Here is a 12,369-nt window from a genome sequence, read left to right as displayed (position 1 = left end):
ACGTCGCTCTATCGAGACGTTATTAGTGGGTGCTGTCGGGACACCCTGTTGTCATCGCATGGAACTGGACTTCACGCCGAAAACGTACGACGAGATACCCGAAGATCTGCGCCCGTCACTGATCGAGTCACTCGTTCCCGTCGCCGGGATGCTGTTGTTCCTCATCGTCGGGATCGTCATGCTGGAACTCGATCCGCAGATGCCCCTGCTCTGGGGGATCGTGTTCTCGGGCTTTTTCGCACGGTACCACCTGGGTTACTCGTGGGCGAACCTCTACGAGGGCGTCAGCAGAAGCATCCTGATGGGGCTTCAGGCCATCCTCATCCTTTTCGTGATCTACATGGTGATCGCGTCGTGGATCGACGCCGGCACGATCCCGACGATCATGTACTACGGGCTGGAGTTCCTCTTCCCGGCGATATTCCTCCCGTTCACGCTCCTGCTCGCCGCCGTCGCCTCCTTCGCGATCGGCTCGTCGTGGACGACCGCCGGCACGCTGGGGGTGGCGATGGTCGGGATCGGTTCCGGGCTCGGGATCCCGGCGCCGATGACGGCCGGCGCCGTGCTCTCGGGCGCCTACACGGGCGACAAGAACTCGCCGCTGTCGGACACGACCAACCTCGCTGCCGCCGTCACGAACACCGAGCTCATGGACCACATCCGGGCGATGCGGCCCGGAACGCTCATCGCGTTCACGGTGTCGCTCGTGCTGTTCGTCGCCCTCGGGCTGAACGCGAGCGGCACGATCCCGGTCGACCGCGTCGCGGAGATCCAGGCCGGCCTCTCGAGCGTCTACGTGATCTCGCCGCTCACGCTGCTGCCCATCGTGATCACGTTCGCGTTGGCGATCTACGGCTACCCGGCACTCCCCTCGCTCGGCGCCGGCATCTTCGCGGCGGTGGGGATCAGCATCACGCTGCAGGGTGTGGGTTTCGCGGCCGCCTGGTCGACCGTCCACTACGGGACCAGCCCCGAAACCGGCGTCGCGCTCACCAACGATCTGTTGGCCAGCGGCGGCCTCTCCGGGTCGATCTGGGTCATCTCCATCGTCGTCGCGGCGCTCTCGCTGGGCGGGATCCTGCAGGAGTCCGGCGTGCTGGCAGCCGTCGCGTACTACACGGGGAGGGCAGTCAGCAGCGTGGCCGGACTCACCGCCGGAACCGCGGTGGGAACGTTCGCGATCAACGTGCTGGCCGCAGAACAGTACATGGCGCTGGTCGTGCCGGGGATGACGTTCCGGAACCTCTACGACGACTACGACCTCGAGAGCCGGAACCTCTCGCGGGCCATCGAGGCGTCCGGGACGACGACCTCCGCGCTCGTCCCGTGGAACTCCGGCGGCGTCTACATGTCCGCCGCGCTCGGGGTTCCCGTGCTCTCGTACGCGCCGTACTACTTCTTCGGGTTCCTCTCGCCGATGGTGTTGGTGGTGATGGGTGTGACCGGTTGGAAGATCTTCTACAAGGACGACGCGAACGACCCGATCGACGGGCGGGCCACCGAGAACCCCTCGCCGGCCGAGTGACGTCGCGCGTGGCCGTACTCGCAGGGGGCGGGCACACGAGCGTCGGTCACGGGTGATTTTTTCACGCTGGTCGTCCCAACGGCCTCGTGACGATGGTCCTCTCGACACGACGCGCCCTCCTCTCCGGAGTCGCGGGCCTTTCCGCCGCGCTCGCCGGCTGTGGCGGGCTCGGTGACGGCGCTGCCGGCTCGACGCGAACAGCACCGCGCGACGACGGCCCCGACGGACCGATGTCCGGGTCGACGACGGATCCGGAAACACACCTCGTTCGGGTCGACACCGATCGCCCGCCGCTCTGGCTCGTGAGATCGGACGACGACGGTGATCGGCCGACAGCCAGCCGGCGTGACGGCTGGCGGGACTCCATCATCGTCGACGACGCGGACCGTGCCGGCAGGATCAGCGTCGCCGACAGCGTGGACCGCGATGCGGTCGAGTCGTTCTTCGCGGCGACGGAGTTCGACGCCGAAGCGGTCTACGTCGAGATGGGCGAGGTACGGGCGTGTTTCCGACTCGATCTGTGTCACCTCGGCTGGTCGTCGACGGGGATCTCGACGGACTACACCCGCGAGAGCCGCCCGTACACGGACCACTGCGAGGCCGACGCGTGGGTCATCGAGGCCCGCCTGATCCGGATCCCCGACCCGCTCGACGCCGACGAGGTGACCAGTTACTCGTCGTCGATCGGGACCGGCGTGTGCGACCGCCAGCACGCAGCCTCGGAGGGGGGAGACCGAACCGAGCCGTCACCAACCGACGGGAGCCCAACCCGAACCGAGACGCCGCCGACCGGTTCCGGGGGTGAACAGTGATGGACGACGAGCGTTCCGACGCGGCAGACCCGCCGATGCTGAGCCGTCGCGGGCTGCTGGCCGTGGCCGGTGCGAGCGCGCTCGCCGGCTGTAACGGGCTCCCCGAGTTCGGCGAGGAGGCGGAACCGGCGATCCGTGCCTACGACCTCCCGGACGTCGATCGCCGGGAGGAGCCGGTCGTGCCCGAATCCGTCCCCGTCGAGATCGCGCCGGAGTACTTCGACGCGAGCCGGAACCGGGTCACGACACTCCTCGCGGACCTCCCGACGCCGCTCGGCCCGGGGGACATCCCGAACGGCTACGTTCGCGAACAACTCGTCGACGCCGCGGCCGACGCCACCGACCGCCTCAGTGAGGCACAGGGCGCGCCGACAGCCCTCGTCGCGCTCACGGCACTCCGTCAGGCCCGCGCGGACGCCCGGTACGCTGCCGCCGGCTGGGCCGTCGTCGAGGAGGACCGCTCGGCCGAGACGCTCGAGGCGGAGCATCGACAGGTCGTCTCGGACGCGCAGTCCGTGCGAGACGATCACGAGTACGTCGGCGACGACCCCGTCCGGGCGGCGCTCGTTCACCGGCGGATCGAGGACCTGCTGGAGCGCGCGATCGCCACCGACGACCCCCGACGGGAGGGGAACCGGCTCCTCGCCGTCGCGGAGTGGGGCGAGACAGTCGAGTCCGCCCTGGCGTGCCTCGGCGACGCACGCCACCTCGACGAGCAGTTCACTGCGTCGCTGCCGGCGGACGCCGGCACGGTCGAGGAGACGCTTCGCGGGGCCGCCGAGGCGCTGTTCGCGGACGTCCAGTCCCGCAACTCGAACGTTCCGCCGGAGCCGACCGGCGAGGAGTGGGGCGTTCAGGAGCTCGTGATCGACGAGCTCCGCCAGCGGTTCATCTACGGGGCGGGCCGGGTCGCGGACGCGAACGGGCCAGCGAGTGCCGTCGTCGACGCGAACCGACAACTCACGCGGGTCGAGGCACTGGATCGGCTCCGGGGGCGTATCGACGACGGCGACCTGTCCCGACCGCAGAGTGCCGAGGCAGTCCGGGAGATCCGGTCGAACGCGTACGACGCGCTCAGGACGGCACTCGCGGACAGTGCCGCGCCGGACCTGACGCGGACGGCCATCACGAACGCTGGCTGGCGGGTTGCCCACGCCGACCGGGACCTCTCACGGTACGACGGGGAGTTCCCCGTGTCCCGGCTCGACCGCACGATCGCCGAGTACGTCGTCGCGACAGCCGTCGGGCAGGCGGCGCCGGGCGTCTCCGAGGAGACGGCCGAGACGCTGGAGAGCGCGTGATCGCTCGCTCCCGGGGCTCGATTACTCCCGATCGAGCAGTCGCACCGGGTGTGCGGGCCGCCGCGTGAGCAGCGCGTCGAGCTGTTCGAGACAGGACGTACCGCTGGCGACGACGGTTCGGTCGGCGGTATCCTCGGTCGTGAACTGCTCGGCGAGCGTCTCGCCCACGTCGACGCTGAGTTCGTAGTACTCGGACTTGTACCCGAAGCTCCCGGCCATCCCGCAGCACTCCACGTCCGAGGTCGTCACGTCGAACCCGCAGTCCTCCAGCACCGCCACCGTGTAGGGTTCGAGGTCCAGCGTGCGCTGCTGGCAGTGGCTGTGGTAGGCGACGCGCTCGTCGTCACCGTCGGGCAGTGCGTCGACGCCCGCGCCGTTCTCCAGCAGGCCGTAGACGTACTCCATGAGTTCGTAGCTCCGGTCTTTCAGCGCGGCGTAGCTGTCCTCGGGGAGGAGCCGTTCGTACTCCCGGTGGAACATCGCGAGATCCGAGGGCTCGACGACGACCACGTCGTGATCCGCGGCGACGGCGGGCGCGAGCGCGTCGTAGACGGCTTCGGCGTTCGACCGGGCGGTCGCCACCATCCCCTGGGAGAGCGGCGCGCGGCCGCTCTCGCCGGCGGCCGGCACGTCGACGCGAACGTTGAGGGCTTCGAGCACGCGGACGGCGGCCTTCCCGCGCTCGGTGCGGACGTAGTTCGTGTACGCGTCGGGGTAGAGCGCGACCTGTCGGCGGGCCGCCTCGCGGCTCACGCGCGGGCCCCGACTCTCGAACCACTCGACGAGGGATTCGCGTTCGAACTCGGGGAGTTCGCGGCGGCTGTCGACGCCGAGGGTTCGCTCCATCAGCGCGCGGGCGGTGTCGGTTCGGGCGACCCAGTTCGAGAGCGGCGCGAACGTTGACCCGAGCTTCGCCAGCGTGTCGAAGTTCCCGAACAGGCGTTTCTGCGGGTCGACGCCGCCCGGCTCGTCGTCCGGCGTGAGCCCCTCGACGAGGAAGTCGAGGTCGCCGTCCTTCCCGCGGTTGATCCGATCGCGGACGACGGTGTTGATCCACGGGATGTCGATGTTCACCGGGCACTGGTTCACACAGCGGCTACAGCCCGTACAGAGGTCGTTGAACTCGGCGGCGCTGTCCTGTCCGTGGACGCCGGCCTCCCAGCCGGTGGCGATCCCCCCCGAATACGTCTCGCCGCCGAAGGCGTGGCCGCCGACGTGCTGGAAGTTCGCACAGGAGTTCGCACACGCCGAGCAGCGGATGCAGTACAGCGTCTCCCGGAGCTGGTCGTCCTCGCGCATCGCCATCCGCCCGTTGTCGACGAGCACGAGGTGGAACTCGCGGTCGTCGCCGGGTTCGAGGTCGTCCTCGCCGAACGTCGGCGAGTCGACCGGCGGCGTGAACAGCGAGACGTAGGAGGTGACGTCCTGGCCGGTGCCCGAGCGGCCGATGAGTTCGACGAACGGCTGGAGGTCCTCGACGCTCGGCACGACCTTCTCGACGCCCGCGACCGCGACGTGGGTGTCCGTCGCCTGCACGCACTTGCGTGCGTTGCCCTCGCTCGTGACGAGCGCGAGCGTGCCCGTCTCGGCGGTGACGAAGTTCGCGCCCGTCATGCCGACCTCGGCGTCGCGGATCTTCTCGCCGAGGTACTCGCGGGCGAACCGCGTCAGCTCCTCGGCGGTCTCGAGCGGTTCCTCGGGCTCGAACACCTCGTTGAACAGGGTCGCGATCTCCTCGCGGGACTTGTGGATCGCCGGGGCGACGATGTGTGAGGGCGCCTCGTCGGCGACCTGGAGGACGAACTCCGCGAGGTCGGTCTCCCAGACGTCCGCGCCGCTCCCCTCGAGCGACTCGTTCACGTCGAGCTCCTCGGTGGTCATCGACTTCGACTTCACCACGTCCCGGCCGTCGACGACCTCCGCGAGGTACCGGTTCGCGTCGGCGGCGTCGTCGGCGAGGTAGACGGTGCCGCCGTTGGCTTCGACGGCCTCGGTCACTCGATCGACGAGGTCGGGGAGGCGCTCGATGGCGTCCTCCTTGATCGCGCGGGCCTCGTCCTTGAGCTCGTCGTAGTCGTCGAGGTTCTCGGTCGACTCGTACCGACCTTCGTTGAAGACCTGGGTGTTCTCGTGGACGGCGTCGCCCTCGGTGTCGAGGAGGTGGCGGATGCGTTCGGCCTTCCGCCGGCGATCGTCGGCGCTCATCTACCTGTCCTCCAGGAGCACGACGGTCACGTCCATCGGCCCGTGTGCGCCCTCCACGAGCGACCCCATGTCCGCGGTGGCGCTCGGCCCCGTGGCGACGATCGACTGTCTGGTGCCGCTTCGAACGTCCTCCGCGAGTCGGTCGAACGCCGCGTCCATGTCCGGGAGCACGTCGCTCGCGGCGACGACGGCGACGTGCTCGTCGGCGTAGAGGCTCACCGGCTCCGCGCCGTCGGCCCCGCCCTGCACGACCACGGAGCCGTAGTCGGCGATGCCGTAGCCGGCGGCGGTGACGCCGGTCGCCGCCGCCTCGAGTTCCGCGACCGTCGGATCGGTCTCGACGCTGTCCGGCAGTGTGGCGCTCTCGAAGGGGAGTGGCGTGCCGACGGCCGGCGCGTCGAGGAGCGGCGCGACCGTCGACGCGAACTCGTCGGCCGCGGTCCGTACGAGGTCGACGCCGAGATCCTCGAGCGACGACGCGAAGGTCGCGATCGGCTCGGCAGACATTTGCCCCAACTTCCGGGAACAGCCTCTTGGGTGTTTTCCTCCCCGCACTCGCAGGCCGGGAGGACGGTTCGACCCTTAGAACAGCCCGTGGATCGACCCGTCCTCGTCGATGTCGATGTGGGCAGCCGCCGGGTCAGACGGGAGCCCCGGCATGGTCAGCACGTCGCCCGTCAGCACGACCACGAACCCGGCCCCCGCGGAGGGTGAGAGTTCCGTAACGGTGAGCGTCCAGTCCTCCGGGACGCCGATCTTCCCGGGATCGTCCGAGAGCGAACTGGGGGTTTTCGAGATGCAAACCGGCATGTCGTCCAACCCCTGTGCCTCGATGCGTTCGATGTCGTCACGCGCCCCCGACGTGAACTCCACGTCGTCGGCGCCGTACACCCGCGTCGCGACTGCCCGGATCTTCTCCGGGAGCGACGCGTCGAGGTCGTACACGCGCTGGAGCTCGCCGTCGCCCGACTCGACTTCCCCTTTCACCAACCGGGCCACGTCGGTTCCCCCCGCCCCGCCGTCGGCGTGGACCGTCGAGACGGCCGCGGGGACGTTCTGTTCCTCGCAGTGGTCGAGGACCTCGCGGATCTCCGCGTCGGAGTCGTCGGGGAAGCGGTTGACGGCGACGACGACCGGCAGCCCCATCGACTGGAGGACCTCGACGTGGTGGTCGAGGTTCGCGAACCCGGCCCGGAGCGCGGCCATCGGGTCCGATTCGTCATCCTCGATCCCGCCGTGTTTCTGCAGGGCGTCGACAGTCGCCACGATGACGGTCGCGTCGGGCTCGACGCCCTCCCTGGAGACCACGTCGACGAACTTCTCGGCGCCGAGGTCGGCCCCGAACCCCGCTTCGGTGACGACGTAGTCGCCGAGCCGGAGCCCGAGCTTGTCGGCCAGGATGGAGTTCGTCCCGGTCGCGATGTTGGCGAACGGCCCGCCGTGGACGAACGCCGGCGTCCCCTCGATCGTCTGGACGAGGTTCGGCCGCAGGGCGTCCTTCAGCAGCGACGCGACCGAGCCGGCGACGTCAAGGTCGGCGACGGTGACGGGGTCGCCGTCGGTGTCGTAGGCGACGATGATCCGGCTCACTCGCTCGCGGAGGTCGCTCACGTCGGTCGCGAGACAGAGCACCGCCATCAGTTCCGAGGCGGCGGTGATGGAGAACCCGTCCTCCCGGGGCGGTCCGCTCGCGGTGCCGCCGAGCCCGGCGACCGTCTCCCGGAGTGCGCGGTCGTTCATGTCCAGCACCCGCGGCCAGACGACGCGGTCGGGGTCGATGCCGAGTTCGTTGCCGTGGTGTCGATGGGCGTCGACCATCGCCGAGACGAGGTTGTGCGCCGAGGTCACGGCGTGGATGTCGCCCGTGAAGTGGAGGTTGATCTCCTCCATCGGGAGGACCTGACTGTACCCGCCGCCCGCGGCGCCGCCCTTGATCCCGAAGACGGGACCGAGAGAGGGCTCACGGATCGCGACGACGCTGCGCTCGTCGAGTCGGCCGAACGCCTGGCCGAGGCCGACCGTCGTGACGGTCTTGCCCGCACCGCGTCTTGTCGGCGTCATCGCCGTCACGAGAACGAGGTTCCCGTCCGCCGGCTGGTCCATCTCTCGGTGGATCGCGTCCCACGTCAGTTTCGCGACCTCGTTGCCGCGGCGTTCGAGGTCGGCGGCGGCGAGTCCCAGGTCCGCCCCGACGGACTCGATCGCTCTCCGCTCGGCGTTCCGGGCGATGTCGATGTCCGCGGGGATCGCTTCCGTGTCTGAATCCATATAGACGGTAGTCGTGGGCGAGCAGTGCTAAAAGTGTAAGCCAATTCCCGGCGAGTGGCGATTCCACACGCTCGTCGTGACCAAGTACGCGTACCGAGCCTGAGTGGCCCGGATCCGTCGATCCACCATAAATCCCGGGCGAACGATGTTGCAACGGGCCTTCGAAGGGTGTGCGGATCTCGCTGGTCGTGCCGATCGTCTGGGGGGAGTACTTCGCGGTCCCGGCGCTGCTCGCCTCGGCGCTCGTCCCGCTGGGGCTCGGGTGGCTACACTATCGACAGTTCCGGGGTGCAGAATCCCCGAGTCGGCTCCACGGGATGGTCGTCGCCGCATCCGGCTGGTTTTCTGTGGGCGTCTTCGGCTCGCTCCCGTTCCTCCTGATCGCGTGGAGCGTCCAACTCGGAGTACCGGGGTTCGCGAGCCGGCGCAGACGGCGACGCTCGCGGCGTTCACCGAGCCGCTGAACGCCCTCTTCGAGAGTGTGAGCGGCTTCACCGGCACGGGGCTCACGATGACCGACAACGAGGAGGTGCTGCCCCGAACGCTCCAGTGGTGGCGGACGTTCAGTGAGTGGGTCGGCGGCGTGGGAGTGATCGTTCTGACGACGGCGATCATCGTCGTCCTCTGGACCACGTTCCTGGTCGTCGGCACCTTCGTGTTGCTGCTCGCACTCCCGGCTGGGGAGTACTCGCTGGCCAACGTCCTGTTCGAGGTCGCGAGTGCACAGGGGAACGTGGGGCTTTCGTCGCGGATCACGGGCCCCGACTCGCTGCCCACGGTCGGGAAGATCGCGTTCCTCTTCCACATGTGGATCGGGCGCCTCGAGATCATTCCGGTGCTCGTGATGCTCCGAACGATCTTCAAGCGAGGAGGACTCTACCGATGAGGCTGCGCGAGTTCCCCGTTGTCTCGTACGTGATTGAAGCCGGCGCGGACGACCGGGTCTTCGATTCGCTCCTCCTGGCCGGCCCCTTCGTCATCGGGATGATCGTCGTGCTTGACCGGACACCGATCACCGAGGCCCTCGCGGTCGCGTATATCGCGGTGTTCGTCGCCTACATACTGTATCTCGGTGTTCTGGAGGAAGCCGGGTAGTGTCGAACGTCCGAAACTACTGCGTGTGCTGACCGGCTGTTCGCCGTGTACGCGGCTCAAACGGGACCATGGCCGTCCGATGCGGGTGGGCCTGCGTCGGCACCGAACCCACTTCCGTATGACTCGACGATCTCGGTAACGGTGACTTCATACGCGTCGTACCACTCCGTCCACCGCTGTTTCGCCTCCTCGTGCTCCGGATCGGCGCCGAACGCCTCGAGCGCGTCGAGCGACTCCCAGTAGTATACGACGAGGACTTCCTCGTTCTCGGGGGCGTGCCACGTCCGCTTCCCCAGATACCCCTCCGTCTCCTCGGCAGCCGCTTGTACCGCGTCATTCAGCTCGTGGAACGCTGCGTCGTACTCCCCCGGATCGAGGCGAAACGTAACGAGATACACTACGACGGGTTACTGACCCACGGGATCAAGACGCTTCCCCCTCAGGGGCGTAGATCACCGTTCTACGTCCCAGCCGTTCCGGGCGCGGGCTGACCGAGAACGGGTGGCGAGTCGGACAGCCGTCCGGGGAATCAGGTAGCTCTCCGGGGTTCGGTCCCCTCCCTCATGAGCGGTCCGCGGGAACTCACTCGTGGTCAGCCTCCTCGGCACCGTTCGCTTCCCCGTGTTGGATTACGAACACCGGACCGAGGAACTGTTTGCCGACTTGGTCCGCAGTCATCCCGAACAAGAAGGTCGTCACTGACGGATCGGATTCGCCCATGACGATGGCGTCGTAGTCGCCGGAAGTATCGACGATCCTCGATCGGGGGGAGCCCTCACGCGATATTTCGGTATCGATCAGGTCCGAGGGGATTCCTTCGTCGGAGAGCCGGCTCGCGACCCCGTTGAGCAGCGTCTCCACGTCGGCGTCAGTTTCGTCCTCTTCGGCGACGTGGTACAGTGTTATGTTGACATCCATCGTTCCGAACAGTCCCGAGATCAAGCGGACGAACCGGTCGATACCCACGATCCCGCGGACCGGTACTAGTACGTTCTTCAGCGGCCTCGTCGCGTTTGGGATCAGTACCGCGAGGCAGTCGTGCTCGTCCGTCATCCGGTCGATCGTGGTCTGCCCATCGTGGGTGAACACGAGCTGGGATTCGACAGTTGCCCCCGCGTGTTCGAGCATCGCCGTATAATCGTCGAGCCGGCGGATGGCCTGGTCTTCGAACTGGTTCCGCGCCTGATCGGTCGCGGTTTGGTCGGGTACGACATGGTACCCGAGCAGGACGACGTGTGCGTTCGTAAGCAGATCCGGAACACCCTCCGGAATGGATTCTCCCTCGAGGACACGCAACGGGACCAGGATGCTGGGGCTGTCAGACATGATAGGACCTTCCTATGTGTCAGAAGGGACTGATCCGGTAAATAAATACGCGCGAAATTCGGGTTCGACGCCGAGCGCTCCCGGCGTCTCCAAGCCTGTCACCGAGGCATCGGGACAGCCGGACACAACTTCCGCGGCTCGTGACGGTTCCAGTACGAAATTTGTCCCGATCCGAAAGGCTATGACACGAACGTCGGTTTACCACGCTAGAGATGGAGCGACCACTCCTCGTCACTGACTTCCTCGACCGCGCACGCAAGTACTACGGCGACGAAACCGGCGTCGTCGCCGCCACGGGTGAGCGCTACACGTACGACGAGTTCGGCGACCGGGTCGACCGCTTCTCCGCACTCCTCCAGCAGCGCGGCGTCGAGAAGGGCGACCGCGTCGCGGTCCTCGACCCGAACACCCACTACCACCTCGAAGCAGCCTACGGCGCGATACAGCTCGGCGCCATCCACACCCCCCTCAACTACCGCCTCACGCCCGCGGACTTCGAGTACATCCTGAACGATGCCGGCGTCACCGCGATCTATGCGGACTACGCGTACGCCGAGAAGGTCGAAGCGATCCGCGAGGAGGTTCCCGTGGAGACGTTCCTCACGAACGACGCGGACGCCGTCGAGGGTGACTGGGACGACGTCGACGCCCGGCTCGCGGACACGTCGCCGTCGTACGACCGGCCGGCGATGGACGAGAGCGACGTGATCACCATCAACTACACGTCGGGGACGACTGGCGATCCGAAGGGCGTCTGCCGCACGCACCGGAACGAGACGCTGCACTCCTATCTCGTCTCCTACCACCAGAACATCCGGGACACCGACACCTACCTCTGGACGCTCCCCATGTTCCACGTCAACGGCTGGGGGCACATCTTCTCCATCACCGGCGCCGGCGCGGTTCACGTCTGCACACGCGGCGTCGACGCCGCCGACATCTTCGAGACCATCCGGACCGAGGACGTCTCCTACCTCTGTGCGGCGCCGACGGTCCTGAACATGCTTCAGGACTACGACGCGAACAACGACGTCGAAACCACCGGAGATGCGGACGTTCGCGCCGCAACCGCCGGCAGCGCCCCACCCGAAGCCACGATCCGCACCGTCGAGGACGAGTTCGGCTGGGACCTCGTGCACGTCTACGGCGCCACCGAGACCGGCCCCCTCATCACCACGTCGGAAGCCGGCCGGTTACTCGACGACGAGAACCGCTACGCGCTGAAGAAACGGCAGGGGATCGGCTTCCTCGGCACCGACGTCCGCGTCGTCGACGAGGACGGCGAGGACGTCCCCTGGGACGACGAGACGATCGGCGAGATCGTCGTCAGCGGGAACCAGGTGATGGAGGGGTACTGGAACAAGCCCGACGCCACGGAGGAAGCGTTTAACGAACGACTCGAGGGCTACTACCACATGGGGGATTTCGCGGTCGTCGACGAGAACGGCTTCCTCTCCATCCAGGACCGGAAGAAGGACATCATCATCTCCGGGGGCGAAAACATCTCCAGTATCGAACTCGAGGACACGCTCTTCGACCACCCGGCAGTGAGCGACGTCGCCGTCATCCCGTCGCCACACGACGAGTGGGGTGAGACGCCGAAGGCGTTCGTCGTCCCCGAATCCGGTGACACCGACAACCCGGGCGTCACCGAGGACGACCTCGTCGCGTTCACTCGCGAGAACCTCGCCACGTACAAAGCGATTCGGCGCGTCGAGTTCGTCGAGAGCCTCCCGACGACGGCGACCGGGAAAGTCCAGAAGTACGAGCTCCGCGAGGAGGAGTGGGCGGACGAGGACTCGATGGTCGGGCAAGGGTAGGGAAGGGCTCGCGAACT

10 protein-coding genes and 1 pseudogene are annotated in these 12,369 nt (G+C 67.6%); 6 read left to right on the top strand and 5 right to left on the bottom strand.

Annotated elements, in window-relative coordinates; translation table 11 throughout:
* The first annotated feature begins 58 nt into the window (after window positions 1-58).
* The 3 genes from arcD to BMZ83_RS12030 all read left to right on the top strand — a co-directional run bounded on the left by arcD (window position 59) and on the right by BMZ83_RS12030 (window position 3,638).
* Entirely contained in the window at window positions 59-1,525 is a 1,467-nt protein-coding gene (gene arcD, locus BMZ83_RS12040; protein ID WP_074878990.1) for an arginine/ornithine antiporter ArcD, read from the top strand.
* Between the two features lie 92 nt (window positions 1,526-1,617).
* Window positions 1,618-2,337 carry a hypothetical protein gene (locus BMZ83_RS12035; RefSeq protein ID WP_074879078.1) on the top strand — a complete coding sequence of 240 codons (720 nt, stop codon included), beginning with the start codon at window positions 1,618-1,620 and terminating at the stop codon, window positions 2,335-2,337.
* Entirely contained in the window at window positions 2,337-3,638 is a 1,302-nt protein-coding gene (locus tag BMZ83_RS12030) for a hypothetical protein (protein ID WP_174955944.1), read from the top strand. Before BMZ83_RS12035 ends, BMZ83_RS12030 begins: the two co-directional genes overlap by 1 nt.
* A gap of 21 nt (window positions 3,639-3,659) precedes the next feature.
* Here BMZ83_RS12030 and BMZ83_RS12025 read toward each other — a convergent pair whose 3' ends face one another.
* From BMZ83_RS12025 to BMZ83_RS12015, 3 genes are all read right to left on the bottom strand, one after another.
* On the bottom strand, window positions 3,660-5,843 hold the full coding sequence (locus BMZ83_RS12025) for an LUD domain-containing protein (RefSeq protein ID WP_074878988.1): 2,184 nt from the start codon (window positions 5,841-5,843) through the stop codon (window positions 3,660-3,662).
* Entirely contained in the window at window positions 5,844-6,350 is a 507-nt protein-coding gene (locus BMZ83_RS12020; RefSeq protein ID WP_074878986.1) for a LutC/YkgG family protein, read from the bottom strand.
* 75 nt (window positions 6,351-6,425) lie between these two features.
* On the bottom strand, window positions 6,426-8,111 hold the full coding sequence (locus BMZ83_RS12015; protein WP_074878984.1) for a formate--tetrahydrofolate ligase: 1,686 nt from the start codon (window positions 8,109-8,111) through the stop codon (window positions 6,426-6,428).
* A gap of 131 nt (window positions 8,112-8,242) precedes the next feature.
* Here BMZ83_RS12015 and BMZ83_RS12010 point away from each other — a divergent pair.
* Window positions 8,243-8,997: pseudogene (locus BMZ83_RS12010) on the top strand (potassium transporter TrkG).
* Entirely contained in the window at window positions 8,994-9,206 is a 213-nt protein-coding gene (locus BMZ83_RS12005; RefSeq protein WP_074878981.1) for a hypothetical protein, read from the top strand. Before BMZ83_RS12010 ends, BMZ83_RS12005 begins: the two are co-directional and overlap by 4 nt.
* 56 nt (window positions 9,207-9,262) lie before the next feature.
* Here the strand turns inward: BMZ83_RS12005 and BMZ83_RS12000 are convergent, their stop codons facing one another.
* Window positions 9,263-9,604 carry an antibiotic biosynthesis monooxygenase family protein gene (locus BMZ83_RS12000; RefSeq protein ID WP_074878979.1) on the bottom strand — a complete coding sequence of 114 codons (342 nt, stop codon included), beginning with the start codon at window positions 9,602-9,604 and terminating at the stop codon, window positions 9,263-9,265.
* A gap of 184 nt (window positions 9,605-9,788) precedes the next feature.
* Window positions 9,789-10,532: a universal stress protein gene (locus BMZ83_RS11995; protein ID WP_074878977.1), complete on the bottom strand. Its 744-nt coding sequence runs from the start codon at window positions 10,530-10,532 to the stop codon at window positions 9,789-9,791.
* Window positions 10,533-10,744: 212 nt separating this feature from the next.
* Between BMZ83_RS11995 and BMZ83_RS11990 the strand changes: the two genes are divergently transcribed.
* Entirely contained in the window at window positions 10,745-12,352 is a 1,608-nt protein-coding gene (locus tag BMZ83_RS11990) for a long-chain-fatty-acid--CoA ligase (protein ID WP_074878975.1), read from the top strand.
* The last annotated feature ends 17 nt before the right edge of the window (window positions 12,353-12,369 follow it).

This window comes from Halolamina pelagica (genome assembly GCF_900115675.1).
In the GTDB taxonomy this organism is placed as follows: Archaea; Halobacteriota; Halobacteria; order Halobacteriales; family Haloferacaceae; genus Halolamina; species Halolamina pelagica.
Note: the sequence above shows the minus strand (reverse complement) of the source record. Positions and strands in the feature narration are given on the sequence as shown.

Bases quoted from the DNA above. Each gene is read 5' to 3' on its own strand.
- arcD (WP_074878990.1), top strand. From the start codon at position 59: ATGGAACTGGACTTCACGCCGAAAACGTACGACGAGATACCCGAAGAT.
- BMZ83_RS12035 (WP_074879078.1), top strand. From the start codon at position 1,618: ATGGTCCTCTCGACACGACGCGCCCTCCTCTCCGGAGTCGCGGGCCTT.
- BMZ83_RS12030 (WP_174955944.1), top strand. From the start codon at position 2,337: ATGGACGACGAGCGTTCCGACGCGGCAGACCCGCCGATGCTGAGCCGT.
- BMZ83_RS12025 (WP_074878988.1), bottom strand. From the start codon at position 5,843: ATGAGCGCCGACGATCGCCGGCGGAAGGCCGAACGCATCCGCCACCTC.
- BMZ83_RS12020 (WP_074878986.1), bottom strand. From the start codon at position 6,350: ATGTCTGCCGAGCCGATCGCGACCTTCGCGTCGTCGCTCGAGGATCTC.
- BMZ83_RS12015 (WP_074878984.1), bottom strand. From the start codon at position 8,111: ATGGATTCAGACACGGAAGCGATCCCCGCGGACATCGACATCGCCCGG.
- BMZ83_RS12005 (WP_074878981.1), top strand. From the start codon at position 8,994: ATGAGGCTGCGCGAGTTCCCCGTTGTCTCGTACGTGATTGAAGCCGGC.
- BMZ83_RS11995 (WP_074878977.1), bottom strand. From the start codon at position 10,532: ATGTCTGACAGCCCCAGCATCCTGGTCCCGTTGCGTGTCCTCGAGGGA.
- BMZ83_RS11990 (WP_074878975.1), top strand. From the start codon at position 10,745: ATGGAGCGACCACTCCTCGTCACTGACTTCCTCGACCGCGCACGCAAG.